This window comes from Teichococcus aerofrigidensis (assembly GCF_054073225.1).
Genome location: NZ_JBSXMU010000018.1, coordinates 21,737 through 47,899, shown reverse-complemented (window position 1 = coordinate 47,899; position 26,163 = coordinate 21,737). Strand labels below are relative to the sequence as shown.

Genomic DNA, 26,163 nt, shown 5'->3' with positions numbered 1-26,163 from the left:
GGGGTGAGCCCCACTGCTTGTTTCAGGGGGGGGGGGGGGCCCCCCGGGCCCCCCCCCCCCGCCCGGTCAACGCCTACCGCGACGCGATCCTGCAGGCGCGGGGCTGCAACTCCACCCGGCGATCGAGCGCATCCGAGAGATCGTCCGTCCCGGTGCCGATCAGCAGCGCCGCCGCGCCCAGGCCGGTGGCCGTGGAGCGCGGCTCCAGTTCCGGCGCGCGGGCGACAAGGCCGCGGCGCACGGTCTCGGCCCGTCCGGCGGACAGGTGCTCGTTCCAGGCGGCGGTGCCGGTCGGGCTGGAATGGCCGGTCAGGTCGAGGCAGACGGCACGCGGGGTGGTCTGCGCGGCGATCTGGCGCAGCCACATCGGATAGTCGCCGCTGATCTCGGGGTTGGGCCAGAAGGCGGGCGTGCCGGGGCGGAACAGGAACTTCATCGCCAGCCGCCCCTGGTCCAGGCCCTGCTTCACCACCTGGCCGAAGGCCGCCTCCGCCGCCTCCGCGCGGCCGAGGGCGCGGTTGCTGAGATAGAGGCCGTTGCGGGCCTTCATCGGGCTTCCGCCCGGCAGAGCGACGGCTGCCTCATAGGCGGCCAGCGCGGCGGCGTATCGCTCGTCCTCATAGGCGCGGATGCCATCGGCGATCAGCGCCTGGGCCGGCAAGGCCTCCAGGTAGCGGGGATCGATCGGCTCGCCGGGATCGCGCGCGCAGGTCTGCAGGTAGGCGGCGGTGATGGCCTCCGGCGACCAGGCGGGGCTGTCGCGGAAGAAGCCGGTCGGCGCCATGTCCACCGCCTCGGCGCGGACCCAGGCGGTCTCGTGCGAGACGACCTTGCCCGTGCGGAGATCGCCCAGCACGGCCCAGATGCGATAGGTGCCGGGTCGCGGCGCGCTGCTCGCCGGGATGACGCCCGGACCCGGGACCGGCGTGATGGCGCCCATCAGCACCACAGGCCTTGCCCGCAGGCTCTCCGTGCCGAAGGGTTGCAGGGCATAGTCCGGGTAGCGCTGGCCGATGATCTCCGCCATCCGCGCCTCCATCCCGCGTGTCGCGCCGGTCTGGATGCCGGTCGCGCGGTCGATCAGCGGATCGATCACCAGAGGATGCCGGCCGGAGGGGCCTGGCGGGTCGATCCGTGCCCGGTCGAACAGGGCGATGGTCAGGTCCCGTACCGCCTCGTCCAGCGTCTGGGCGTCCCTGGGCGGCTTCGGCGCTTCCGCCACCCGCATGGGCAGGGTCGGGGCGGCGGCTTCGGGGGAGGGAGGGGTGGTGCATCCGGCCAGCAGGCCGAGGAGGCCGAGGCAGGACATGGCGCGGAACAGGGCAGGGGGGAACAGGGCAGGGGGGAACAGGGCAGGGGGGGACATGGCTCGGATCTCCGGAGGCTTCGTGGTCTGGATGGAGGTCAGGGCTGCCGCTCGCCGCAGCCATCGCGCAGCCGTTGCCGGTCCGCTGCGCCAAGCGCCTCGCCCAACTGCGCGCGCAGGATCGTGGCACGGCAGGCCGCCAGGGCCTCGGACCGCGGCGGCGCCGGAGCTGCCCGGCCCGGCGAGCTCACCGGGGCGGATGGCACCGGCCGGGGCGAGGCCGACCGGGGCGGGGTCGGGCCGGCCCTGTCCGGCCCATCCGGCCGCGCCAGTGGCGCCGAGGCGGGGCCGGGAGATGGAGCCGGCGTCGCGTTCTCCGGCCCCGGCGGCATGTCCGGAGCCGGGACGGGCGCGGCCAGGGCGTTGAGCCCCGGCGCGGTGTCCAGGGGAGCCTCCGCCGGCGCCTCCCCCGGAACAGGGGGAATCGGCAGAGCGATCACGGCGGGAGGGGCGATGGAGCTCAGGTCCTGCGGCGGCGGAAGCGCGCGCGGCGCCAGGCCGGATGCCCAGCGGCGCAGTGGCTCGGCGGGTGGGTCGCCCGGCCATGGGATGGCCAGGACCATGGCCACCCCGAGCACGCAGCCGGCCAGGCCCAGGCCCACCCATCCCGCCGGCCGCCGCCAGGGCGGATCGGAGCGGTCCACCGGCGCCGCCCCCGACCGCACGACCCGATAGGGCCCCGGATAGGGCCCCGGTGCGGCCGTGGCCGCGGCGGGCCGCCCGATCCCCGCATGCCAGGCAGCGAGATGCGCCGTGGACGGCGCCGGTGTGGGCAGCACCACCTGCGACGGGTCCGGCTGTGCCGCCTGGCCGAAGGCGGGGATCGCCGGGCGCGGCGCGCGGGGGGAAAGCCGTCCTGCATCCCCTGAGGAAGCGGAGGAGGCAGGCCGGATGCGATGCGCCGTATCCAAGTTGTTCTTCCTCTCGCCAATGACCGCCCCGGGGCTACGGCGGGAGAGGAAGATCAGATGCAGTCATCGCGATGCCGTGATCGGGGAAGGTCGGCCGGCGACAGGAAGATCGAGCGGACAGAGATGACGGGGTTTGGAATCAGGCCGAGAACAACTTCTTGGGTAAAAAACTGTAAGCCGTTGTTCTGGAACAATTCATTGCCCCTTCATGGGCCTGCCGGCTTGGCGGGGATGACGTTCCGTCGGGGGGCACCGGGTTCATGCGCCCCCGACGGCGGTCAGCCGGCCGATGAACAGAATGGGTCCCGTCGGCCTGCCGGTGGGCGAGCCCCCCGGAGGTTCCAGGCTGATCTCGATCAGCATGCCGGGAGACGGCGCAAGGCCGCCCGGCGTAACCGTGACGCTGCCGTCCCCGGGAATCAGGCCGAGCGAGGTCGGTGCCGTAGCGCCCTGCGGCAGCGCCCAGAGCTGCAGCACCCGGCTCGGATCGACCGGCTGCGGATTGAGCGCGGCCAGCCGCAGCGCGCCGCCCTGCGCCTCGACCAGCCAGGCCGGCTGGTCGCGCTGGGTGAGCAGGACGGTGGTCAGGCGCTCCGGCGCCGGCCGCAGCCACAGGAAGGCGGCCAGCCCGGCGGCGAGCGCCGTGCTGCCGAGCGCCCAGCCCCGCCACATCCAGCCGGCCTTCTCCCGGCGCGGCGCGGCGCGCGAGGGGGCCGGCCCGAGTCCCGCCAGCGAGGCCTCGATGCGCGGCCAGAGCGCCGGGGGAGGGTCGAGCGCGGGCTGCAGATGGGAGAGCGGCGCCAGCCGGCGGCGCCACCGGTCCACCTCCTGCCGCAGCCCGGCATCGCCGGGCAGGGCCTCCTCCAGTGCCGCCGCCTCGCGCGCCTCCAGCGTGCCGAGCACGTATTCGGCGGCCAGCAGATCTCTCTCCTCGCGATCCTCGGGGATCATGTCATGCACTCCCGCAGCCGCAGCAGGCCGCGACGGATCATCGATTTCACCGTGCCGAGCGGCGCCTTGAGCCGTTCACCGATCTGCGGATGCGACAGGCCGTGCACGAAGGCCAGCAGGATGGCGCCGCGAGGATGGGCGTCGAGCTGGTCCAGGCATTCCTGCAGCCGCCGGCCGTCCTCCTGCTCCGCGATCCCCTCCAGGACGCGGGGCTCCAGCGCCGCGTCGCCCAGGCCGGGGTCGTCGGTCGGCAGTTCCCGCCCGCGCGCCCGGGCGCGGTCCAGCGCCGCGTTGCGGACGATGCCCATCATCCAGGCGGCTGCCGGGCCGCGCGCGGAATCGTACTGGCCCGCACGGCCCGCGATCTTGAGGAAGGCGTCGTGCACCGCATCGGCCGCGGCCTCGCGGTCGCGCAGGATCGCCATGGCGACGCCGAACATGCGGCTGGCCTGCGCATCATAGACCGGCCGCAGGGCGTCCCGGCGGCCGCGCGCGATATCCGCGAGCAGAAACTCCATGCTCTGGTGCTGACCGTCCATGCGCCCTCCGCCGCTTCCGGGAGGCGAGACGGATTTCGCCGGGAGCGCAAGGGCAGGCATGCCTGACATCTGCTTGATGGGCGGCGGGGAAGGGCCGTGCCGCCTGGCTGGACCAGCGGTCCGCATCCTTCCGGCATGGCGCCGCCGACCTTGGGCCCGCAGGGATGGCAGGGGAGGCCGCCGCGATGGCGCAGCAACCGGCGGATGAAGGCAAACGAAAATTTCCCCGCCTCCGGCGCGGCCCTGGCGTGGCCCCCCGCCATGCCGCAGACTGCGGCCAACGCCCGGCACGGACCGGCGATGGCGAGGGAAACGCAGGACATGAACGTGTTCGAGGCGCGCGGGGCGCCGTCCCGGCCCGGTGCGGCCGGCCTTCTCCCGGTGCCGGCCGCATGACGGGCGAGGCCCTGCTGGATTCGCGGACCGCCTGGATTCGTCTCTCCGCCATCATCACGCTCTCCATGCTGGGCGGCGTGGGAATGTGGTCCGTCATTGTCGCGCTGCCCTATGTGCAGGCCGAGTTCGGCGTGACGCGTGGCGCCGCCTCGCTGCCCTATACCCTGACCATGCTGGGCTTCGGCGCCGGCGGCATCCTGATGGGGCGGCTCACGGACCGGTTCGGCGCCATGCGGCCGCTGATGGGCGCGACCGTGATGCTGGCCGCCGGCTATGTCCTCGCCGGGATGGCGCCGGACCTGGCCTTCTACACCCTGGCCCAGGGTCTGATGATCGGCATGCTCGGCGCCTCCGCCGCCTTCGCGCCGCTGGTGGCCGATGCCTCGCTCTGGTTCCGGCGGCGGCGCGGCACCGCCGTGGCCCTGGCGGCCTCGGGCAACTATCTGGCGGGTGTCGTCTGGCCGCCGGTGCTGACCTGGCTGATCGGCGCGCATGGCTGGCGCGTGGCGCACATGATGGTGGGCGGCATCTGCCTGCTGACGATGCTGCCGCTGGCCCTGGTGCTGCGCGCCCGCGCGCCGGGATCGCGGGACGGCGAAGGCCCGGGCGAGGCGGGACGGGCCCGCCCGCTCGGCCTCTCGCGCAACGGCCTGACGGCGATCCTCTGCTGCGCCGGCGTGGCCTGCTGCGTCGCCATGTCGATGCCGCAGGTGCACATCGTCGCCTATTGCGGCGACCTCGGCTATGGCGTGGCGCGCGGGGCGGAGATGCTTTCCGTGATGCTCGCCTGCGGCATCGTGTCACGCATCGGCTCCGGCCTCATCGCCGACAGGATCGGCGGGCTGGCGACGCTGCTTCTGGGCTCGGTGCTGCAGGGGCTGGCCCTGTCGCTGTTCCTGTTCTTCGACGGCCTGGCCTCATTGTTCATGCTCTCGGCCCTCTTCGGCGTGGTGCAGGGGGGCATCGTGCCGTCCTACGCGGTGATCGTGCGCGAGAGCTTTCCGGCCTCGGAGGTCGGGACGCGCGTGGGCATCGTGCTGATGGCGACGCTGGTGGGGATGGCGCTGGGCGGCTGGCTCTCCGGCGTCATCTTCGATCTGACCGGCAGCTATGCCGCCGCCTTCCTGAACGGCGTCATCTGGAACGCGGCGAATGTGCTGATCGTCGCCTGGCTGCTGCTGCGGGGGCGGCGTGCCGCCGGACGGGTGCCGGCTTCCCCGGCGGGTTTGGTTCTTTAGCGCCGCCGGGCGGCGTGCTAGGGCCGCAGGATCGATGTTCCGTCGTGCCCGTCCAGGCTGGCGGCGGAACGGAGCAGACAACCAGGCGGGCGCGAGGCCTGCCGCGGCCCCGTTTTGCAAGGGTAGGGTCACATGATCCAGCGCCTTCTCTCCGTCAGTCGCTTCATCATGATCATCCCCTTCGCCGTGACGCTGGCATGCTCCTTCGTCATGCTGTTCTACCAGAGCGCCGTCACGATCGCCTCCGCGATCGAACTGGCGCAGCGGGGAGAGGTGAACCAGACGGTGATGAAGATCTTCGCCGTCGAGGTCATCCAGGCCATCGACGTCTTCCTGATCGCGATCGCCAGCTACATCACGAGCATCGGCCTCTACACGCTCTTCATCGATGAGAAGCTGCCCCGCCCGTCCTGGCTGCGGCTCCAGAACCTGGAGGATCTCAAGGACAATCTCATCAGCGTCGTCATCGCGGTCCTGGCGGTGCTGTTCCTGCGCGAGGCGGTCGCCTGGGAAGGCGATCTGGGCATCGCATCCTTCGGCGCGGCCTGCGCCCTGGTGATCGCCTCGCTGGTGTTCTTCCTGGTGAAGAGCCGCAGGAGCGACGACTGACGCGCGGCATTCCGGGCGCCTTCAGGAGAGGTCCGGAATGCCGCCTGGCGGGGATCACCGGCGGATCACCCCAGGTCCGGCGCCATCTGGATCGACTGTGGCGCGACGACAGCGAAAGGCCGCTCCTCGTGTTCCGGCTCGGCCCGCGTGGCGGCGCGGAGCAGCGAGGCGGCCATCAGGACCCCGGCGGCGCCCGCCATGAGGTACAGGACGCCATCGATGTCGAGGTGGCCCATGATCCAGGAGGCGGAGACCGGCCCGCAGGCCGAGCCTATGCCGCTCACCAGGATCATGCGGCCGCTGATGGAGACCACGCGTTCCGCCGGCAGGTGGTCCATCGCGTGGGAGACGCAGACCGGGTAGAGCGCCGACATGAACCCGCCCAGCAGGGCCGCCAGGGGCAGGATCGCGGCGAAGGTCTTCGGCGCGATGCTCAGGGCGAGCGCGGTGCCCGCCACGCCCGCCGCGAGGGCCCCCGCCAGCAGGCGCCGGTCCAGCCGGTCCGAGAGCAGGCCGACGGGGACCTGGAAGGCGAATCCGCCCAGCACGGCGGTGAGCATCAACAGCGAGATGGTCGTCTGCGGAATGTCGTTCACCAGCATCCAGGCCGGGAAGACGGCGTAGAAGGTCGCGCCCACCATGCCGGCGATGAAGCATCCCAGCACGGCCAGCGGCGCCGCGCGCAGCAGTTCGCCGTAGGTCAGCCCTTCCTCGACGGTGAGCGGTGGCGGCTCGGCGCGCGTGGTGCTCACCATGATCAGCGCCAGGGCGAAGGTCACCGAGATGATGCTGAACGGCAGGCTGCCCTCGACAGGAAAGGAGGCGATGAGCAGCTGGCCGACCGCCAGGGCCAGAAAGGTGCCGACCATGTAGAAGGCGAAGACCCGGCCCCGTATCGCGCGGGGCGCCTTGGCGTGCAGCCAGCTCTCCGTCGTCACGAAAAGGCCGGCGCAGCCGTAACCGATCGCGGCGCGCAACACGCTCCAGGCGGCGAGGTCGCTGACGGCCGACATCGCGGCCGTGGCGGCGATGACAATGCCCCCGAAGGCCGTATAGGATCGGATATGGCCGATCCTCTGCAGAAGTCGGCCACAGGAGACGGCGCCGATGGTGAAGCCGATGAAATAGGCGCTCAGGACAATACCCTCAAAGGCGGGATCGAAGGATTCGATGCCGAGCCGCAGCGAGACCACCGTCGTGAAGAAGCCGTTTGCCAGCTGGATCAGGCTGGTTGCCAGAATCAGGGTGCCAAGCTGTGCGCGCACCGGGGACTCCTTCGTGATCATGAACCACAGAGCTGCTTCCGCGGCATTCCCAACCCGATCAGACTGCCCCGCCGAGGACAAGCGCCATGTCGCGGATCCTCCCCCACGGCGCGCGCCGGCTCGGGCCATGGCCTGCCTGCTGTCCGTCCTGACGGTGGGCCTGATGACAGGATCGGCCGCCCGGGCGCAAGGGCCGGCGGAAGCGCCCCAGGACCGGGGCGTGCTGACACTGCTCAACGAGAACGACATGTGGGGCGGCACGGACCGCTACTACACCAACGGTCTGCGGCTGGGCTGGACCTCGCCCGTCGGCGCGCCTCCCGCCGCTCTCTCCTGGCTCGACCGGCAGTTCGACTGGCTGCTCGGCGATGGTGCGTTCCGATGGTCCCTGTCGCTCGACCAGGCGATCTTCACGCCGGAGGACATCCGAAACCGGCGTCCCGATCCCCGCGACCGCCCCTATGCCGGCCACCTGTCCCTCACGCTCGGCCTGGAGCGGGCCACGGAGCGCGAACGCACCGTGCTGGCCTTCCAGCTCGGCCTGGTCGGCCCCGGCGCCGGCGGCGAGTTCATCCAGAACCGCTGGCACGACGTCATCAACAAGTACCACGCCGAGGGCTGGGACACACAGTTGCGCGACGAGCCGACCTTCGGCGTCCTGGCGGAACGCAACTGGCGGGTTTCCACGGGCCGTCTCGGCACCTTCGACACCGAGATCATCCCGGCCGCGACCCTGTCGCTCGGAACGGCCCATACCTATGCCGGCGGCGGGATCACCTTCCGCCTGGGCGACGCGCTCGATGCGGACTGGGGCCCGTCCCGCCTGCGGCCCTCCCTCGGGGACAGCGTGCCGGGACGGCCGAGACAGGCCTTCGGCTGGTATGTCTTCGGCGGTATCGGAGGGCGCGGCGTGGCGCGCAACCTGTTCCTCGACGGCAGCACCTGGCGCGACAGCGCCAGTGTCGATCGGCGGCCCGTGGTCGGCGAGATCGAGGCGGGACTGGCCGTCTTCTGGCGCGGCATGCGGCTGGCCTATACCCAGGTCTGGCAGTCGAAGGAGTTCAGCGAGCAGAAGGGGGGGCAGAGTTTCGGCGCGATCAGCCTGACCATTCCGTTCTAGGATACCGGTCGTAACGACCGGGGACTCCCTTCATGAAGGCCGGCGGTTTTCTTCCCGTCCTGCTGGGACTCGGGGCGGTTGTGCTGGTGCTCGCCGGGCTTTGGGCGGCGGCGTCCCTGATGGCGCCGCTGACCGTCGCCCTGTTCATCATCGCATCGGTCGTCCCGTGGCAGCGGCAGCTGGAACGCATCCTGCCGCGCCCGCTGGCGATGCTGCTGATGCTGCTGGCCATCGTGACCGTCGTGGGCGCTTTCGGCAGCCTCGCCGTCTGGGCCGTCAACCGCGCCGGTCACTGGCTGGTCGAGAACAGCGCCAGCATCCTGGCCCTCTACGCGGCGGCGACGGCCATGCTCGACGCCCAGGGGCTGGACACGGCCGCCGCCCTGGCCGGGCAGCTCGATGTCTCCATGATGCTGCGCACCGCGCGCAGCCTGGCGGCCTATCTGCAAGGCTTCATCAGCTTCATGATGCTGATGCTGATCTTCATCATCCTGGGCCTGCCGGAGGCGGGGCCGGTGGCGCGCCGGCTGGAGGCGCTGGGGCCGGAGGGCCATGGCGGCCGGGCGTTGCGCGTCGCCAGGTCGACCTCGCGGAAGTTCCAGCACTACCTGCTGGTCCGCACGGTGATGAGCCTGGCGACAGGCCTCTGTGTCTATGGCATCGCACTGCTGTTTCATCTGGAACTGGCCCTGGAATGGGGTGTGCTGGCCTTCGTGCTGAACTACCTCCCCTTCATCGGCCCCCTGGTCGCGACGATCCTGCCGGCGCTGCTCGCCGGGGTGCAGTTCGGGGCCCTGACGCCGGCGGTCGGTGTCATGCTCGTCATGATCCTCACGCAGAATCTCATCGGCACCTATGTGGAACCGCGCGTGGCGGGCAATGCGCTGGCGATCTCGCCCTTCCTCATTCTGCTGGCGGTCTTCTTCTGGAGCTTCCTGTGGGGCATTGCCGGCGCCTTCATCGGCGTGCCGATCGCCATCGCCATCATGGAAGCCTGTGGCGCCTATCCCCGTACCCGCTGGGTCGCGGCCCTGCTTTCCGCCGCATCCTCCGATCCGGTGCCGCGCCGGGCTTCCGGGGAATCATGAAGGGGCGGGCGCCATGCCCTGGCGCCCGCCCCCTGGCCGATGTGTCTGACGAAGACGGGCGCTACCGGACCGCCTCGGGATCCGGCGGGATGTCGCCCGGACGATAGTTGGGCAGGCCGCCGGAGGGGATGATGGCGATGAGCGCCAGGCCGGCCATGATCAGCAGGCCGATCTTGAGGGCCCGCAACCGGGCCTCGGTGTTGATCCGCACCGCCTCGGTCACCTGCTCGGGCGAGGCCGTCGTGTTGCTGAGCACGGCCTGCAGGCGGTCGTTGCTGACGAAGTTGATGTTGTCGAGATTGACCTGGGCGCGCAGCTCCTCGGTCAGCACCGGGCTGGCCGTGACCCTGCCGAGGACGGCGCTGCTCAGCAGGCCGACCACGAGCGCCCCGGCGACGGCGGTGCCCACGGCGGAGGCCAGGTTCTGCGTGGTGCCCCGCAGCGAGCCGACATCGCTGGCCAGTTCCTTGGGCGAGGCGGTGACCAGCACGTTGAACAGCAGGGTGACAAGCGCGCCCTGGCCGATGCCGAAGAGGATCAGCCCGAGCAGGACAGGCCACTCGTTCCAGTCGTTGCGCACGACGAAGGCCAGCCAGAGCAGGGCCACGGTGCAGATGACGAAGCTGCACCGCGCGATCAGCCGCGGCGTCATCTTGTCGTAGAGATTGACGACCAGCATGGCGGTGAAGAAGACGGTGAGGTTGAAGGGCATCATGGCCACGGCCGTGGCGATCGGCGATCGGCCCTGCACGATCTGGATATAGAGGGGCACCAGGAAGTTCAGCGCCGCCTCCAGCGCCACGACGACGAACAGGGCATAGACCGCGGAGCGCTCCTTCGGCGAATCCACGACCTCCAGCGCCAGCAGGGGCGTCCGTCCCTGCGCCCTGGCGCGGTGCGTCCAGGCCAGGAAGGCCTGGCCCAGCACGATGCCGAGGATGATCAGCACCGGCGCGGGGGACAGGCCCAGGAGGTCGAACGGCGCCCCCGGCCGCGCCCATCCGAGGCCCCAGCGGTTCAGGTTGTTGAAGCCGAAGCTGATGCAGATGATGGCGGCGGCCGCGAGCACGACGCCCAGCAGGTCGATCCGGACATCGGGATGCGGGGTCGAGGGCTTGAGGCGCAGGCTGGCGGCGAAGGCGATGGCGGAGGCCACGATCAGGATGCCGAAGGAGGGCCGCCAGCCGATATGGGTGCCGAGAACGCCGCCGATCACGAAGGCCAGCACCCCCGCGGCGGCGCGGGCCGAACCCAGCGCGCCCACCGCCGTGGCCTGCTGGCGCCCGCGGTAGTTCTCGGCGATCAGCGCGACCAGGCAGGGAACGATCACGGCGGCCGAAAGGCCGCACAGGGCCTGCGCCGTGATCATCAGCGTCGCGGTCGGCGTGAGCGTCATCAGCACCTGTGCCGCGAGGAAAGCGAGGATGGCGCCACGGAAGACGCGGGACGGGCCGAAGCGCTGGGAAAGCTTCGCGCCCAGCATGACGAAGCCCGCGACCAGCATGCCGTACATCACGATGCCGGTGGCCACCGTGGTCGGCGGCACATCGAAGCTGGCCACCATGCCGCCCAGCGCCACGGGAAGGGAGGCCACGTTGAACGACATGATCATCTGGCCGAGCACGATGGCCATGAGGGGAACCCAGCTCTCGCGGCTCTCCGCGTCCTGGCCTGTCACATCGGCGTCGAGCGCCATGGCGTTCTCCAGTTCATGCTTGCCGAAAGAATCGGAATGGCCTCAGGCCGGCTTGGACACCAGCAGGTCGAGGCCGAGGCGATGCGACAGGAACCGCGCCACCTGCTGGCCCTTGACGCTGTTGCCCGCCTTGTCCAGCCGTGGCGCATAGGTGCCGAGGCCGCCTTTCCCGGGGGAGACGGTGACGATGCCGCCGCCGATGCCGCTCTTGCCCGGAAGGCCGATCTCGTAGAGCCAGTCTCCGGAGGTTTCGTAGAGCCCGGCGGTGATCATGACGGCCAGGGTGTAGTGGCAGACCTCCGGGCTGACGATCTGCTCGCCGGTCACCGGATTGACGCCGCCATCGGCCAGCGTGGCGCCCATGATCGCCAGATCCCGCGCGGTGACCTGAAGCGAGCATTGGCGGGTGTAGAGATCGGTCGCCTCGGCCGGGTCGGAGTAGATGGCGCCCATCCCCTGCAGCGCATTGGCGATGCCGCGGTTGCGGAAATTGGTCTCGCTGGCGCAGCGGTAGGTTTCCTCATCCAGCTCCAGCTGCCGGCCGGCGAAGCGGCTCAGGCCCTGATGAATGAAGCTCCACTTCTCCGCCTCCGACCGGCCGGGAACCAGGCTCGTCGTCGCGATGGCGCCTGGATTGACCATCGGATTCGTCTTGCCGTCGCGGCTGAACTCGATGGCCGCCAGCGAATTGAAGGGGCGGCCGGTGCCGTTCACGCCGAGCTTCTCGCGTGCGGCCTGCGGGCCCAGGAGCTGACAGACCAGCGCGAAGAGAAACGGCTTGGAGACGCTCATGATCGTGAATGGCGTCTCGACATCCCCGACGGCGGCGATCCCGCCGTCATTCGCCACGATGCAGATGCCGAACTGCTGAGGCGGCACCCGCGCCAGGGCGGGATAGACGGTGGAAACCTCGCCCTCCTCGGAGTCCTTGAAGCGGTTGTAGGCCTCGTCGATCAGGCGTTTGACCGGCTCCTCGTCGGGAAGCTGGCCGGTCGAGACGTAATCATAGCCTTCCTCCTCGGAAGGCTGGGGAAATGAGGACACCTCCATGGCGGACCTACTCCTCCCGATACCGACATCGTTGTTCTTCTGTTGAGTGGGCGTCGTCGAAGCCCGGGCACGCCGGAGCGCATACCTTCACCTCTGCAGTGAGGCTGCGCCTCCGAAAGGGTGTCGTCAATTTGCATGTCAACGTCCGCCACGCGACCGGGGATGACAAATTGGTGTGGTCAATCCTCCTCGGCGCGGGCTTTCGGGAGCCATCGTGGGGCAGGTCCGGCATGCTGACGGACCCCTGCGGTGGCCCGGCCCGTTGCGAGCCCGCAGCGGCCGTGACAGATTTGCGAGTGTTGGAGACGTCGCTGATGCAAACTGTAATCCTTCCCCGTGACAGCTACAGCTATGGAACGCCGCTGGCCATTCTGGCGGCCCTGCTGTCGCTGAGCGGGCCGGCGATGGCGCAGGCGCCGGCAGTGAGCGTCACGCCCGTGGCGGTCGAGGACGTCGCGCCGGGGGCTCGTTTCGTCGGACGCGTGGAGGCGATCAACGCGGTCGATATCCGCTCTCGCGTCGAAGGCTTCGTCGAGGCGCGCGGCTTCCGCGAAGGGCAGTTCGTCGAGCAGGGTCAGGACCTCTTCCGGATCGAGGGCGCGGGCTACGAGGCCGCCCTCTCCGCCGCGCGGGCCAGCCTGGCGGGCGCGGAGGCCGATCTGCGGGATGCCGAGGGGCGCTTCGAGCGCAGCCAGCAGCTCCGCCGGACGCAGGCGGCCTCCCAGGCGGCGCTGGAGGAAGCCCTGGCCGCGCGGGACCGCGGCCGCGCCAACGTCATGGCGGCGGAAGCCAACCTGCGGCAGGCCGAACTCAATCTCAGCTACACCACCATCCGCGCGCCGCTGGCGGGGCGGATCGGGCATACCACCGTCGCGGTGGGCAGTCTCGTCTCGCCCTCATCGGGGGTGCTCGCCCGCATCGTACAGGTCGATCCGATCCGCGTCGTCTTCTCGGTGAGCGACCAGAGCCTTCTGGAGTTCCGCGGCGGCGCCACGGCCGGGCCGGCGGAGACCTTCGTGCCGACGCTGACCCTGTCCTCCGGCCAGACCTATCCCGGCGCCGGCGAGATCGACTTCATCGGCAACGAGGTCGATCCCCGGACCGGTACGGTGCCGGTGCGCGTCCGCTTCGCGAATCCGGACGGCCTCCTGGTCCCCGGACAGTTCGTCACCGTGGCCGTGCAGCCGGATGCGCCCCGCCAGCGCCCCGTCGTGCCGCTGGGCGCGGTGCAGCTGGACCGGCAAGGGCGCTTCGTGCTCCTTGCCGATGACAGCGACAAGGTCGTGCTGCGGCGCATCCGGACAGGCGCGCAGCTCGATCAGAACTGGATCGTCGAGGAAGGGCTGAAGGGCGGCGAGCGGCTGATCGTCCAGGGCCTGCAGAATGCGCGGCCCGGCGCCGCCGTGACCGTCGTGCCCGTGGCCGGCGCGCCCGCCCGCCCATGATCGCCGCGCTCTTCGTCCGGCGGCCCCGCTTCGCGATGGTGATCGCGGTGGTCACCACCCTGGCCGGACTGCTGGCCCTCAGCATGATTCCCGTCGCGCAGTTCCCGCCGATCACGCCGCCGGAGGTCCAGGTCAGCGCCAGCTATCCCGGTGCCAGCGCCGAGGTGCTGATGAACAGCGTCGGCGCGCCGATCGAGGAGCAGGTCAACGGCGTGGATGACATGATGTACATGTCCTCCTCCGCCGGCAACAATGGCAGCTATTCGCTGACCGTCACCTTCCGCGTCGGCACCGATCCGGCCATGGCGCAGGTGAATGTGCAGAACCGTGTGGCGCTGGCGACGGCGCGGCTGCCGCCGGCCGTGACGCAGACGGGCGTGTCCGTCCGCGCCCGCTCCACCAGCATGCTGATGGGCGTGTCGCTCTACTCGCCGGGCGGCACGCGCGACGAGATCTTCATCAGCAACTACGCCTCGGTCAATCTGCGCGATGCCATCGCCCGGATCCCGGGCGTCGGGGATGTCGGCGTCTTCGGCCCGGTCTACAGCATGCGGGTCTGGATGAACCCCGACCGCATGCAGGCCCTGGGTATCACGGCGGCCGATATCACGGAGGCCATCCGCGCGCACAACGCGCAGGCCTCGGCGGGGCTGATCGGCGCGCCACCCGCGCCCGCCGGGCAGGAGCTGCAGATGGCGGTGATGGCGCGCGGGCGCCTGGAGACGGCGGAGGAGTTCGGCGACATCGTCCTGCGCACGAATGCCGATGGCGCGATCGTCAGCCTCCGCGACGTGGCCCGCCTCGAGCTCGGCGCGCAGTCCTATGACATCGGGTCGCGCTTCAACGGCCAGCCGAGCGCGACCCTCGTCGTCTATGCCGCGCCGGAGGCCAACGCCCTGAACGTCGCCTCCGCCGTCCGGTCGGAGCTGGCGCGCGCCGCACCGCAGTTTCCGGAGGACCTCGCGCAGACGGTCGTCTTCGACACCACGGCCTTCGTCAGCGAGACGATCCGCGAGATCGCCATCACGCTCGGCATCACCTTCCTGCTGGTCGTCCTGGTCACCTATGTCTTCCTGCAGGACTGGCGCGCCACGCTGATCCCGATGCTGACGATCCCGGTCTCGCTGCTCGGCGGATTCGTCATCCTCTACGCGCTGGGCTATTCGGCGAACACCGTCACCCTCTTCGCCATCGTGCTGGCCATCAGCCTGGTCGTCGATGATGCCATCATCGTCGTCGAGGGTGTGCAGCGCGCCATGCAGGAGCAGGGCCTCGCGGTCGTCGAGGCCACCCTGGAGACGATGCGCCAGGTCACCGGGCCCATTGTCGTGACGACCCTGGTGCTCGGCGCCCTGTTCCTGCCGATCGGCTTCATCTCCGGCGTCACCGGGCAGCTCTACGGACAGTTCGCCGTGACGATCATGGCGACCATCACGCTCTCGACCGTCAACGCGCTGACCCTGAGCCCCGCCCTCAGCGTGCTCCTCCTGCGGCGGCTGGCCGGCCCGCGGGGCGGGGTCTTCGCCCTTCTCGAGCGGGTCATCGGGCGGTCGCGGCGGGGCTACCTGGCCCTGCTCGGCCGCCTGGCACGGCGGCTGGTGCTGGCGGGCGGCATCATGGTGGCGGTCCTGGCCGGCGTGACCGGCCTGTTCCGCACGCTGCCGACGGGCTTCATCCCCTCCGAGGATCTCGGATACATCTTCGTGAATGTGCAGTTGCCGAGCGCCGCCTCGCTCGAGAGGACGCAGGCTGCGCTGGACGAGGTGGTGCGGATCGTGCGCGCGACGCCGGGCATCGACAATGTCATCGGCGTCGCGGGCGCCAGCCTTCTCGGCGGCGGCGGCTCCGATTCCGGCATGGTCATCGCGGCGCTCAGGCCCTGGCGCGAGCGCCGCGATGCGAGCGGGCGTCTCGACCATGTGCTGGCCCACCTGCGGGCCCGCTTCGCCACCGTGACGGCGGGGGCGGTCGTCGCCTTCGTGCCACCGGCCATTCCGGGGCTCGGCGCCACGGGCGGGTTCGACCTCCGCCTCCAGGCCCGCGGCGGACAGAGCCAGGAGGAACTGGCGGAGGCGATGCGGGGCCTGATCGTCCGGGCGAACCAGGCCCCGGACCTGACCGCCGTGTTCAGCACCTTCCGGGCCGACACGCCGCAGGTCCATCTGCAGATCGACCGCCACCGCGCGGAGTTGCTGGGCGTGACCCCGGGCGCGATCTTCCAGACGCTGCAGGCGCACCTCGGCTCCGCCTATGTGGACGACTTCAACATCCTCTCGCGCGTGTTCCAGGTCCGCATCCAGGACGAGGCGGGCTTCCGCAGCCAGGCGGCCGATATCGGGCGCCTGCATGTGCGCGCCAGCTCGGGCGAGCTGGTGCCGCTCCGTGCCCTGGTGACGACCCGCGCCACCCTCGGGCCGAGCGTCATCAACCGCTACAATCTTTTCCCCGCCGTCGCCATCAACGGGCAGGCCGCGGACGGCGCCAGCAGCGGCGCCGCGCTGGACCGCATGGAGGCACTGGCGCTGGAGAGCCTGCCGGAGGGCTTCGGCTTCGAATGGACCGGCCTCGCCCTGCAGGAACGGCAGGCCGGGGCGGAGACGATGATGATCATTCTCGTCGGCATCGTCTTCACCTACCTCTTCCTGGTCGCCCAGTATGAGAGCTGGAGCGTTCCCCTGGCGGTCATGCTGTCCGTGGCGCTGGCGGTGCTGGGCGCCCTCGCCAGCCTGGCCCTGGCGGGAATGCCGATCGACGTCTACTCGCAGATCGGCCTGCTTCTGCTGATCGGACTGGCCGCGAAGAACGCGATCCTCATCGTCGAATTCGCCAAGACCCGGCGGGAGCAGGGCATGAGCACGCTGGAGGCGGCGATCGACGCGACGCGGCAGCGTTTCCGCCCGCTGGTCATGACCGCCTTCAGCTCGGTCCTCGGTGTCGTTCCGCTGGTCATCGCGAGCGGGGCGGGGGCCGAGAGCCGGCGCTCGATCGGCATGACCCTCTTCGGCGGCCTGCTGATCGGAACCCTGCTCGGCCTGCTGATGATCCCGGTGCTCTATGTCATCGTCCAGACCGTCCGGGAAAGGCTCAAGGCGCGGTTCCTTGCCGCGCCCGTGGCGGAGCGGGGATAGGGATGGCGGCGCGGTCTTCCCGCCCCTGTTCCGTGCCATCCGCGGGCAGCCGTGCGGAGCGGCCCCGGATCAGCGCGCCCTGTAGAAGGACGCGCTCGCGCGGCAGGGCGGCGCCTCCGATGCGGGCGGCGAGCAGGTCCAGCCCCCGCGCGACCATGGCCTGCAGCGGCTGGGCCACGGTGGTCAGGCGATAGGGAGGCTGGCGGGCGGGTCCGATGCCGTCCATGCCGACCACCGAGATGTCGCCGGGCACCGCGACGCCGGCTTCCCGCAGGGCGTCCATGACTCCCATGGCCAGGATGTCGCTGACGCAGAAGACGGCGTCCGGGCGCCGCGCGGGCGCCAGGGCGGCCAGGGCGGTGCCCGTGGCGAAGCCGGCGGCGTGGCTGGCGCCGCGAGGGCGATACGCGCGGCCTGCCCGACGGCAGGCTGCAGGACCTCGCCGGAATGAACACGCTGATGGGCTTCGAGGAAGTCCGGGACTTCGACCGCCGCTGGGCCCGCCCCGCCTCCGGCACGACGGAGTAGCCTGACCGGACCCTGTGGTCCCCGACATCACGAGGAACGTCCATGACAACAAGAAACACGCTTACCCGCCGCGGGTTCGGCGGGATCGCGGCCGGCCTGGCGCTGGCGCCCGCTCTCGCGCGGCCGGGGTGGTGCCGGGCCTCGCCAATGCCGGGGCGGTGCTGGAGAACTGGCTGGCCGATTTCGACTACATGCGGCGGAACACCGACTGGGGCATGCTGGTCTATACCTTCCACCCCGATGTCAGCGGCCGGGGCCACCGCATGATGATGATGGAGCGGCTGATCGACGGTCTGGCGGCGCGGGGCGCCGAGTTCCTGACGCTGGACGAGGTGCAGCGGGCGTGCCGCGCCCGGCGCGCGCCGGGCGGCGGGGGTTGAGGCGGGAGGGCGCCATGGCCTAGGCTCCCGGCACAGGCCTTCCGGGACGTCCCTCGCGCCCGGCCGGGCGGCTTCTTCCCGACCGGCGGCCCCGCGCCGGCCCGGAGGAGGCCGCGCGGCCCTCCGCCGCGCCGGACCGCGCGGAGGGCCTGGGCGGCGGCCCGGGCGGGGGGGGGGCCGGGTGCGGCTGGAGGGCGGCCTGGGCGGAGGCCGGGCCGGGGACAGGACGCCCGACCCTGGCCGGTGGAGAGAGACAGGGATCCGATCGTACGGCGCATGTCCGGCTTGCACGATCCAGCGAAGGGCTGATCATGAACTACGTTCCGAAGAGCAACGACATCGCCGGGCTGATCGAGGCCGACCGCGCGCATGTCTGGCATCATCTCTCCCAGCACAAGCAGTACGAGACCGTCGACCCGCAGCTGATGGTCGAGGGCAAGGGCATGCGGATCTGGGATGCCACCGGCAAGGAGTATCTCGACGCCACCTCGGGCGGCGTCTGGACGGTGAATGTCGGCTACGGCCGCGAATCCATCGCCGATGTGGTGCGCGAGCAGCTGGTGACGCTGAACTACTTCGCCGGCGCCAAGGGCAGCGCGCCGGGCGCCGCCTTCGCCAAGCGGCTGATCGAGAAGATGCCGGGCATGACCCGCGTCTATTATTCGAACTCCGGCTCCGAGGCGAACGAGAAGGCCTTCAAGATGGTGCGGCAGATCGCCGCGCGCCATCACGGCGGCGGGAAGTGGAAGATCCTCTACCGCGAGCGCGACTATCACGGCACCACCTTCGGCGCCCTCGCCGCCTGCGGCCAGCCGCAGCGCAACGCCGATTACGGCCCCTACCCGGAGGGCTTCGTCGAGGTGCCGCACTGCCTCGAATACCGCAGCCAGTATCCGGACGCCGAGGATTACGGCATCGCCGCCGCCGATGCGATCGAGGCGGTGATCCTGCGCGAGGGGCCGGAGACGGTGGGCGCGATCTGCCTGGAGCCGATCACGGCGGGCGGCGGCGTCATCGTGCCGCCGGCCAGCTACTGGCCGCGCGTGCAGGAGATCTGCCGCAAGTACGACGTGCTGCTGCATATCGACGAGGTGGTCTGCGGTCTCGGCCGCACCGGCAAGTGGTTCGGCTACCAGCAGTTCGGCATCGAGCCGGATTTCGTGACCATGGCCAAGGGCGTGGCCTCGGGCTACGCGGCGATCTCCTGCACGGTGACGACCGAGAAGGTCTTCAACCTGTTCAAGGACAACCCCGCCGACCCGATGAGCTACTTCCGCGACATCTCCACCTTCGGCGGCTGCCTGGCCGGCCCGGCGGCGGCGCTCGAGAACATCCGCATCATCGAGGATGAGGGTCTGCTCGAGAACACCCAACGGATGGGCGCGCGGCTGCGCGACAACCTTCTGGCGCTGCAGGAGAAGCATGCCGTCATCGGCGAGGTGCGCGGCCTGGGCCTGTTCCAGGGCGCGGAGCTGGTGGCCGACCGAGCGACGAAGGAGCCGCTGGCCGAGGCCAAGGTGCAGGCCGTCGTGGCGAAGTGCATGGAGCTCGGCGTCATCATCGGCGCCACCAACCGCTCCCTGCCCGGGCTGAACAACACCCTGACGCTGAGCCCCGCGCTGATCGCCACCGAGGCGGAGATCGACCGCATCACCGAGGTCATCGGGCAGGCGCTGACCGCCGTCACCGGCTGAGGCGGCCCGCCGGCCACGGTCCCGGCCGGGACCGTGGCCGGGCGGCGTCAGGCCAGGTGCGCCTCCGGCCCGAGCAGGGATTCCCGCATCCGCGCCTGCAGCAGGGCGCCTTCGCGGGGCGGCAGCACCAGCGGAAGCGCTTCCGCGTTGATCTTCACCTGGGCGAAGAGCGGGCCGTCGCAGCGGTGGACCGCGTCGCGCAGGGCCGCGATATCGTCCATCGCCTCGACCCGGCTGGCCTGCGGGAAGCCGGCGGCGCGGGCGATCCCCGCCAGGTCCACGCCGGCGCCGGTATGGGTCGGCTGCATGCCGGTCTCGCCGTAGTGCTCGTTGTCCAGCACGACCACGGAGAGATTGGCGGGGCGGGCCACGGCGATGGTGGCCAGGGCGCCGAGGCTCATCAGCATCTCGCCGTCGCCGGTGATCACCAGCACCGGCACCTTCGGCTGCGCCAGGGCCAGGCCGAGGCCGATCATCGCCGCCCCGCCCATGCCGCCCCAGAGCGGCAGGTTGCGCGGGTGGTCGCCCGCCGCGGTGATGTCCCAGGCCGGCGCGCCGAGCCCGGCCACCACCAGCAATTCGCCCCGGTCGGCCAGCAGCGCCGGGACGACCTCGCGCCGGCGCAGCGTGCCGGAGGATGCGGTCTCGCTCATGGCGTCACTCCTTGCCGAAGGTCTTGGCGCCCAGCACGCGCTGGCCGATCAGCGTCGCCGTGGGGCGGAAGGTGTTGAAGGCCATGCGCAGCGTGGCATCCGCGGTGGGTGCGATGTCGGCGGCGTGGTCGGCGCGGCACACCAGCGTCCCCATGGCCTCCAGCACGGCCTGCGTGGCCTGGCCCATGGGCATCTGCGCCGGGTTGAACTCGCCGAAATCGCCGCGCATCGTCACCAGCATCGGCATGGGCGTGCGGTGCAGGATGCCGAGCGACAACATGTTGACGCAGTTGCCGACGCCCGAGCTCTGCATCAGCAGCACGCTCCTCTCGCCGCCGAGCCAGGCGCCGAGCATCAGCGCGATGCCTTCTTCCTCGGTGGTCAGCGAGACGGCCCGGATCGCGGGATCGGCCTGGCAGCGGCGGATCAGGCGTGAGTGTCCGGCATCCGGGACATAGGCGACCTGGCGGACCTTGTGGGCCCTGAGCAGTTCGAACAATTCGTCCGGCCAGGTGTCGGCCGGCGCCGGCGCCACGTCCATGGCTGTGTCGTTCACGCGTTTTCCTCCTGCGAAAAGAGCGAGTGCTCCTGCCTTATCCCGGCCGCTGTCCGCTCCTGAGCGGGGACGAGGGTCGAGGAAGCGGCAGCCGCTGTCAATCGGGCAAGGCGCCGCCGATGCGGGCATGGATCTTGCTTCCGGTCCCGGCGTGTCCTTTCGCCGAACAGGAGGCTTGCCGATGCCCCGCTTCACCCGCCGCCATGTCCTGGCCGCATCCTCCGGTATGGCGCTCGGCCTGGCGGCCCCCTCCGTCGTGCGCGCGCAGCCGCGGGAGATCTTCGTCGGCGGCCCCGCCTCGCCTGGCCTGACCGACATGCTGTTCCCGCTGATCGAGCGCAAGCACGGCTTCAAGATCCTGTTCGAGGGCAGCAACTCCCTCATCAACCTGGAGAAGATCCGCGCTAACAAGGCGCGCCCGACCATGACGGTGACGATGATGGACGATCCGGTCCTCATCCTCGCCGAGCGGGAGAAGGTGATCGCCCCGCTGAAGGGCGCTAATATCCCCAACCTCGCGGATGTGCGGGCGGACGCGAAGCCGCGCGACGCGATGTGGGTGAACTGGTGCCAGCCTGCCTCCTCGATTGCCTACAACACGGACAGCGTGAGGCCCGGCCCGGCCTCCTACGCCGAGGCCTGGGACAGCAGGCACCGCGACAAGATCATCCTGATCTCCATGCGCATCACCCAGGCGGTGGTGCCGCTCCTGGCGGCGGCGCATCTGGCCACCGGCAAGCCGCTCGCCGAATGCCTGAAGGAGGCGGATGCGGGGTTCGAGAAGCTGAAGGAACTGAAGCCCAACGTGCTGCAGGTGACGAGCAACGCGCCGCAGGCGCAACAGCTCCTGGAAACCGGCGAGATCGACTTCTTTCTCAGCCCCGACACGCGCACGGTGCTGTTCCGCAAGGCCCAGGGCGCGCCGGTCGACCAGGCGCAGCCGAAGGAGGGGATGGTCGCCATGCCGGCCGGCGCCGCGCTGGTCGCCAATGGCCCGAACCCCGAGCTGGGGATGACCTTCATCAACGAGCTGCTGGACCCCGAGACCCAGGCGCTGATCGCCAAGACCTTCTACTCCAACCCGACCAACACCAAGACGGTGAAGCCGGCCGGGCTCGACCTGCCGGAGCTGGCGGTGCTGGACTGGGAGTACTTCGCCGACAACCGCAACCGCTGGATCGAGCGCTTCGAGCGCGAGATCTCGGGCGGCTGATGCTGATCGGCACGAGGCCCGGCGCCGCCGCGCCGGGCGGCCTCACCGCGCCCGACCATCTCCGCGTCGCGGGTCTGGGCAAGCGCTTCGGCGCGGCCAGCGTGCTGGACGACCTCTCGCTGACCGTCGCGCGGGGCGAGTTCGTCTCGCTGCTCGGGCCCTCGGGCTGCGGCAAGACCACGCTGCTGCGCCTGATCGCCGGGCTGATGCGCCCCGACCGCGGCAGCATCGTGGTGGGCGGCGCCGAGATCACCCGCCTCCCGGCGCACCGGCGCAACATCGGCGTGGTGTTCCAGAACTACGCGCTGTTCCCGCATCTGACCGTGGCGGAGAACCTGGCCTTCGGCCTGCGTGCCCAGGGCGTGCCGCGCCGCGAGCAGGCGGCGCGCGTCGAGGAGGCGCTGGCGCTGGTCCGCATGGGCGAGCATGCCGGCAAGCCGGTGACGGCGCTCTCGGGCGGCCAGCAGCAGCGCGTCGCGGTGGCGCGCGCGCTGGTGGTGCGCCCCTCGCTGCTGCTGCTGGACGAGCCCTTCTCGGCGCTGGACCGCAAGCTGCGCGACACGATGCAGGTCGAGCTCAAGGGGCTGCTGCGCGAGGTCGGCATCACCGCCATCTTCGTCACCCATGACCAGGAGGAGGCGCTGGTCGTCAGCGATCGCATCGCGGTGATGAACGCCGGCCGCATCGAGCAGCTGGCCGATCCGGCGACGCTCTACCGGCAGCCGGCCACGCTCTATGTGCTGGACTTCGTCGGTCGCTCCACGCGCCTTGCCGGACGGGTGGCGGAGAGCCGGGGCGGCGGGCTGGTGGTGGAGACGGCGCTGGGCCGGCTGCGCGCCCGGGGCAGCTACCTGCCCGGCTCGCCGGTGGTGGCGGCCATCCGGCCGGAGGCGATCCTGCTAGACCCGGCGGCGGAGGAGGGGCTGGCGGCGCGCATCGCCGATGTCAGCTTCCTTGGCTCCCGCGTGCAGCTGCACCTGGATCTGCCGGCGGGCGGGCCGGATCGCGGCATGGTCGAGCTGGCCCGCCTGCCGGAGGGCATCGCGCCCGGCCGCCCGGTGCGGCTGGCCTTCCCGGAGGCCGAGGTCATGGTCTTTCCCGCGCCATGAGCACCACCGCGCCGACGGTCCTGGCACCGGCCGCCGCACCCGCCGCGCGGCCGGCGATCGACCCGCTGGCCCTGCTGGCGCTGCCGGCCGTGGCCTTCATGGTCACGGTCTTCGCGCTGCCGGTGCTGCTGCTGCTCATCACCTCATTGCGTTCGGAGGCGGGCTTCAGCCTTGACGGCTATGCCCGGCTGCTGGGCGATCCCTATTACCTCCGGGTGATCGGACGCTCGCTCTGGCTGGGGCTCGCGACGACGCTCGGCGCCGCGCTGATCGGCTATCCCGCCGCCTTCGCCCTGGCGCGGGCGCGCGGCTACTGGCAGGTGGCGCTCTTCGCCCTGGTCTTCCTGCCGATGACCGTCAGCGTCATCGTCAAGTCCTTCGGCTGGGCCATCATGCTGCGGCGCGACGGCATCGTGAACTGGGCGCTGCTCTCGGCGGGATGGATCGAGCGGCCGCTGCGCCTGCTCTTCACCGAGGAGACGCTCTACATCGGCATGATCAACGTCTTCCTGCCGTTCATGCTGCTGCCGGTCTATTCCGGCGTGCGGATGATGGACAGCCGGCTGCCGGAGGCCGCGGCGACGCTCGGCGCCGGGCCGGTCTTCCGCTTCCTGCACGTGATCCTGCCGCTCAGCCTGCCGGGCCTGGTCGCCGGCGCGACGCTGGTCTTCTCGCTCGCGGTGGCGGCCTATGTGACGCCGCAGCTGCTGATCGGCGAGCGCTACATGACGATGTCGATGGTCATGGCCAAGGCCTTCCTGAACCTGCGCGACTGGCAGCTGGGCGCCGCCATGGCCGCCGTGCTGCTGGCGGTGGCGGTGGCGGTGGTGGTGGGCGCCGCGCTGCTGCAGCGCCGCCTGGCCCGGCGATGAGGAGGGACGGATGATCGAACGGATGGGACGCGGCTTCTGCGCCGCCATGCTGGCGCTGGCCATCCTCTTCCTGCTGCTGCCGATCCTGGTGGTGATCCCGGTCTCCTTCACCGACACCGCGGTGTTCCGCTTCCCGCCGACCGGCTTCTCCTTCCGCTGGTACGCGCGGGTCCTGGAGATCGACGCGCTGCTCGGGGCGCTCTGGCTCTCGGCCAGCATCGCCGCCCTCTCGACCGTTATCTCCCTCGTCCTCGGCACGCTCTGCGCCGTGGCGCTGGTGCGCGGGCAGGTGCCCTGGGGGCAGGCGGTGGCGACCTTCATGATCTCGCCGCTGATGCTGCCGGGCCTCGTGCTCGGCATCGCCCTGTTGCAGGCGGCGCGCGAGATCGGCCTGCGGGATGCCTGGTGGTCGCTGCTCCTGGCGCACGTGGTCATCACCATGCCCTTCGTCATGCGCACCGTGCTGGCGAGCCTCTCGCTCTTCGACTTCACGCTGGTCGACGCGGCGCGGACGCTCGGCTGCTCCTATCCGATCGCCCTCTGGCGCGTGCTGGTGCCGGCCATCCTGCCGGGCTTCCTCAGCGGGGCGCTCTTCGCCTTCTTCGCCTCCTTCGACAACTACCCGATCTCGATGTTCCTGGTGGATGTCCGCACCAAGACCCTGCCCATCCAGTTGCTGAACCAGCTCGAGGTGTCGCCCGATCCGACACTCGCGGCGGTTTCGGTCCTGCTGATCGGTCTGACGGTGCTGATGCTGCTGTTCTGCGACCGGCTGGTCGGGCTGCGGCGGATGGCGGCGCTGTAGCGGTGCCATCCGCCGGCGGGGCAGGTCGCCTTCCCGTCAGGCCGGCACGCCATCCACCGGGTTGAACGGCCCGGGGAAGACGCCGCGCGGCGCGATCAGCGGATAGGGGCCGCGGGCGAGGAAGCGGCCGCCGCCCGGCGCGGTGGCGATCTCGCCCCCGTCACAGACGACGGTGCCGCGCACCAGGGTCGTCACCGGCCAGCCCTTCACCGCCATGCCTTCATAGGGCGTGTAGTCGCTGCCGTGATGCAGCAGGCTGTTGGTGATGGTGACCTCCTTCTCGGGGTCCCAGATCGTCAGATCGGCATCCGCGCCGACGGCGATGGTGCCCTTGCGCGGATGCAGGCCGAAGAGCTTGGCCGGATTGGTGGCGGTGATGGCGACGAAGGTCTGCAGGTCGATCCGCCCCTTCGAGACCCCTTCGGAGAACAGCACCGGCAGCCGGGTCGCCAGGCCGGGCAGGCCGTTCGGCACCTTGGTGAAGGGCGCGTCCTCGCCATGGGCCTTCTTGCCGTCCGGCCCCTCGTAGCGGCTGGGCGCGTGGTCGGAGGAGACATTGCCGATCACGCCGGCGCGGATCGCGGCCCAGAGCGCCTCCTGGTCCGCCGTCGTCCGCGCGGCGGGGCTGAAGATGAACTTCGCGCCCTCAAAGCCCGGGCGGTCCATGTCCGCTGTCGTCAGCGTCAGGTATTGCGGGCATGTCTCGGCCCAGACCTTCAGCCCGCGCGCCTGGCCGCGCGCCACCTCCTCGGCCGATTCCGCGCCGGAGACGTGAAAGACCTGGATCGGCGTGTCCAGCGCCTCGGCCATGGCGATGATGCGGTGGGTGCACTCGCGCTCCACCACCATGGGCTTGACCCAGCCATGGTACTTCGGCGCGGTCAGCCCGGCGGCGAGCAGCGCGTCGCGGTAGAATTCGATCAGGTCGTTGTGCTCGGCGTGCACGCAGACCAGCGCGCCGAGCCGGCGCGCGGCGGCGAGGACGCGCAGCGCCTCCGCATCCGTCACCTTCGCGCCCTCGTAGGTGAGGAAGATCTTGAGCGAGCGGTGCCCCGCCTCGACCAGCGGCGGCAGCTCCCGCTCCAGCAGCTCCGGCGTCGGGTCGGTGAGGATCAGGTGGAAGGAGTAGTCGACGCGCGAGGCCTTCGCGAGCTCGTGGTAGGCGGCGACCTTGTCCGCCAGCGTGCCGCCGCGCGGCTGCCGCGCGAAGCAGATCACCGTCGTCGTGCCGCCGGCGGCGGCCGAGGCGGAGGCGGTGTCGAAACTGTCGGCGTTGCGGGCCGGGCCTTTCGCGGGCTCCTCGATATGCGTGTGCGTGTCCACGCCACCCGGCAGGACCAGCCGGCCGGAGGCGTCGATCTCGCGCCGGCCGGCCGGCAGGTCGCGGCCCAGCGCGGCCACGACGCCGTCGACAATGCCTATATCACAGGCGACCGTGTCGCTCGCCGTGACCACCGTGCCGTTGCGGACCACGCAATCGAAGGATGCCATCTGCCGTTCTCTCCTCGGTTCTGCCGTCACATGCCGCCCGGAAGCCGCCATGTCGCAAGC

At 70.8% G+C, this 26,163-nt stretch carries 22 protein-coding genes; 12 read left to right on the top strand and 10 right to left on the bottom strand.

All coding sequences use genetic code 11. The annotated features are described in order from the left end of the window. Nucleotides 1-73: 73 nt before the first annotated feature. The 3 genes from ACVMLK_RS06665 to ACVMLK_RS06655 form a co-directional block, all read right to left on the bottom strand. Complete coding sequence (locus ACVMLK_RS06665) at nucleotides 74-1,366, bottom strand: hypothetical protein (protein ID WP_457485941.1); 1,293 nt, start codon at nucleotides 1,364-1,366, stop codon at nucleotides 74-76. Between the two features lie 1,169 nt (nucleotides 1,367-2,535). Then, entirely contained in the window at nucleotides 2,536-3,228 is a 693-nt protein-coding gene (locus ACVMLK_RS06660) for an anti-sigma factor (RefSeq protein ID WP_198365811.1), read from the bottom strand. Continuing rightward, a complete protein-coding gene (locus ACVMLK_RS06655) occupies nucleotides 3,225-3,767 on the bottom strand; it encodes a sigma-70 family RNA polymerase sigma factor (protein ID WP_422921800.1) in 543 nt (180 codons plus the stop codon). The genes ACVMLK_RS06660 and ACVMLK_RS06655 overlap by 4 nt, the downstream gene beginning before the upstream one ends. Nucleotides 3,768-4,159: 392 nt before the next feature. Between ACVMLK_RS06655 and ACVMLK_RS06650 the strand changes: the two genes are divergently transcribed. Both ACVMLK_RS06650 and ACVMLK_RS06645 read left to right on the top strand, forming a co-directional pair. Further along, the gene (locus tag ACVMLK_RS06650; protein WP_198365813.1) at nucleotides 4,160-5,401 is read left to right on the top strand and encodes an MFS transporter; all 1,242 of its coding nucleotides are present in this window, start codon (nucleotides 4,160-4,162) and stop codon (nucleotides 5,399-5,401) included. A gap of 132 nt (nucleotides 5,402-5,533) precedes the next feature. After that, nucleotides 5,534-6,010: a YqhA family protein gene (locus ACVMLK_RS06645; RefSeq protein WP_457485940.1), complete on the top strand. Its 477-nt coding sequence runs from the start codon at nucleotides 5,534-5,536 to the stop codon at nucleotides 6,008-6,010. A 65-nt stretch (nucleotides 6,011-6,075) separates the two neighbouring features. Here the strand turns inward: ACVMLK_RS06645 and ACVMLK_RS06640 are convergent, their stop codons facing one another. Then, the gene (locus ACVMLK_RS06640) at nucleotides 6,076-7,275 is read right to left on the bottom strand and encodes an MFS transporter (protein ID WP_457485939.1); all 1,200 of its coding nucleotides are present in this window, start codon (nucleotides 7,273-7,275) and stop codon (nucleotides 6,076-6,078) included. Between the two features lie 127 nt (nucleotides 7,276-7,402). Between ACVMLK_RS06640 and ACVMLK_RS06635 the strand changes: the two genes are divergently transcribed. Both ACVMLK_RS06635 and ACVMLK_RS06630 read left to right on the top strand, forming a co-directional pair. Further along, a complete protein-coding gene (locus ACVMLK_RS06635) occupies nucleotides 7,403-8,395 on the top strand; it encodes a lipid A deacylase LpxR family protein (RefSeq protein ID WP_457485938.1) in 993 nt (330 codons plus the stop codon). Between the two features lie 32 nt (nucleotides 8,396-8,427). Further along, on the top strand, nucleotides 8,428-9,483 hold the full coding sequence (locus tag ACVMLK_RS06630) for an AI-2E family transporter (RefSeq protein ID WP_198365819.1): 1,056 nt from the start codon (nucleotides 8,428-8,430) through the stop codon (nucleotides 9,481-9,483). Between the two features lie 61 nt (nucleotides 9,484-9,544). On the opposite strand, the gene ACVMLK_RS06625 is transcribed toward ACVMLK_RS06630, so the two are convergent. Further along, entirely contained in the window at nucleotides 9,545-11,179 is a 1,635-nt protein-coding gene (locus ACVMLK_RS06625) for an MFS transporter (protein ID WP_422921795.1), read from the bottom strand. A 42-nt stretch (nucleotides 11,180-11,221) separates the two neighbouring features. Continuing rightward, a complete protein-coding gene (glsA, locus tag ACVMLK_RS06620; RefSeq protein WP_457485937.1) occupies nucleotides 11,222-12,229 on the bottom strand; it encodes a glutaminase A in 1,008 nt (335 codons plus the stop codon). Between the two features lie 314 nt (nucleotides 12,230-12,543). Between glsA and ACVMLK_RS06615 the strand changes: the two genes are divergently transcribed. Beyond that, nucleotides 12,544-13,674 (top strand): efflux RND transporter periplasmic adaptor subunit, encoded by a 1,131-nt coding sequence (locus ACVMLK_RS06615; protein WP_457485936.1) that lies wholly within the window; start codon nucleotides 12,544-12,546, stop codon nucleotides 13,672-13,674. After that, nucleotides 13,671-16,802, top strand: a complete 3,132-nt coding sequence (locus ACVMLK_RS06610) for an efflux RND transporter permease subunit (protein ID WP_457485935.1) — start codon at nucleotides 13,671-13,673, stop codon at nucleotides 16,800-16,802. Before ACVMLK_RS06615 ends, ACVMLK_RS06610 begins: the two co-directional genes overlap by 4 nt. Here the strand turns inward: ACVMLK_RS06610 and ACVMLK_RS06605 are convergent. Beyond that, the gene (locus ACVMLK_RS06605) at nucleotides 16,759-17,358 is read right to left on the bottom strand and encodes a substrate-binding domain-containing protein (RefSeq protein WP_457485934.1); all 600 of its coding nucleotides are present in this window, start codon (nucleotides 17,356-17,358) and stop codon (nucleotides 16,759-16,761) included. The genes ACVMLK_RS06610 and ACVMLK_RS06605 overlap by 44 nt on opposite strands. 103 nt (nucleotides 17,359-17,461) lie before the next feature. On the opposite strand from ACVMLK_RS06605, the gene ACVMLK_RS06600 reads away from it, so the two are divergent. Next, complete coding sequence (locus ACVMLK_RS06600) at nucleotides 17,462-17,710, top strand: hypothetical protein (protein ID WP_457485933.1); 249 nt, start codon at nucleotides 17,462-17,464, stop codon at nucleotides 17,708-17,710. Between the two features lie 311 nt (nucleotides 17,711-18,021). Continuing rightward, nucleotides 18,022-19,404 carry an aminotransferase family protein gene (locus tag ACVMLK_RS06595; protein WP_457485932.1) on the top strand — a complete coding sequence of 461 codons (1,383 nt, stop codon included), beginning with the start codon at nucleotides 18,022-18,024 and terminating at the stop codon, nucleotides 19,402-19,404. 47 nt (nucleotides 19,405-19,451) lie between these two features. Here ACVMLK_RS06595 and ACVMLK_RS06590 read toward each other — a convergent pair whose 3' ends face one another. Together ACVMLK_RS06590 and ACVMLK_RS06585 are read right to left on the bottom strand one after the other, a co-directional pair. Continuing rightward, entirely contained in the window at nucleotides 19,452-20,057 is a 606-nt protein-coding gene (locus ACVMLK_RS06590; RefSeq protein WP_198365850.1) for a thiamine pyrophosphate-dependent enzyme, read from the bottom strand. A 4-nt stretch (nucleotides 20,058-20,061) separates the two neighbouring features. Next, nucleotides 20,062-20,613: a phosphonopyruvate decarboxylase gene (locus ACVMLK_RS06585; RefSeq protein WP_370591962.1), complete on the bottom strand. Its 552-nt coding sequence runs from the start codon at nucleotides 20,611-20,613 to the stop codon at nucleotides 20,062-20,064. A gap of 181 nt (nucleotides 20,614-20,794) precedes the next feature. On the opposite strand from ACVMLK_RS06585, the gene ACVMLK_RS06580 reads away from it, so the two are divergent. Genes ACVMLK_RS06580 through ACVMLK_RS06565 form a run of 4 tightly spaced genes read left to right on the top strand, consistent with a single transcriptional unit; the run spans nucleotide 20,795 to nucleotide 24,612 of the window. Then, complete coding sequence (locus tag ACVMLK_RS06580) at nucleotides 20,795-21,826, top strand: extracellular solute-binding protein (RefSeq protein ID WP_422921788.1); 1,032 nt, start codon at nucleotides 20,795-20,797, stop codon at nucleotides 21,824-21,826. After that, nucleotides 21,826-22,935, top strand: a complete 1,110-nt coding sequence (locus ACVMLK_RS06575) for an ABC transporter ATP-binding protein (RefSeq protein ID WP_457485931.1) — start codon at nucleotides 21,826-21,828, stop codon at nucleotides 22,933-22,935. Before ACVMLK_RS06580 ends, ACVMLK_RS06575 begins: the two co-directional genes overlap by 1 nt. Next, the gene (locus ACVMLK_RS06570) at nucleotides 22,932-23,807 is read left to right on the top strand and encodes an ABC transporter permease (protein WP_198365856.1); all 876 of its coding nucleotides are present in this window, start codon (nucleotides 22,932-22,934) and stop codon (nucleotides 23,805-23,807) included. Before ACVMLK_RS06575 ends, ACVMLK_RS06570 begins: the two co-directional genes overlap by 4 nt. Before the next feature lie 10 nt (nucleotides 23,808-23,817). Next, a complete protein-coding gene (locus ACVMLK_RS06565) occupies nucleotides 23,818-24,612 on the top strand; it encodes an ABC transporter permease (protein ID WP_198365857.1) in 795 nt (264 codons plus the stop codon). 36 nt (nucleotides 24,613-24,648) lie between these two features. Here the strand turns inward: ACVMLK_RS06565 and hydA are convergent, their stop codons facing one another. Then, nucleotides 24,649-26,103: a dihydropyrimidinase gene (gene hydA, locus ACVMLK_RS06560; RefSeq protein WP_457485930.1), complete on the bottom strand. Its 1,455-nt coding sequence runs from the start codon at nucleotides 26,101-26,103 to the stop codon at nucleotides 24,649-24,651. Nucleotides 26,104-26,163: the final 60 nt, after the last annotated feature.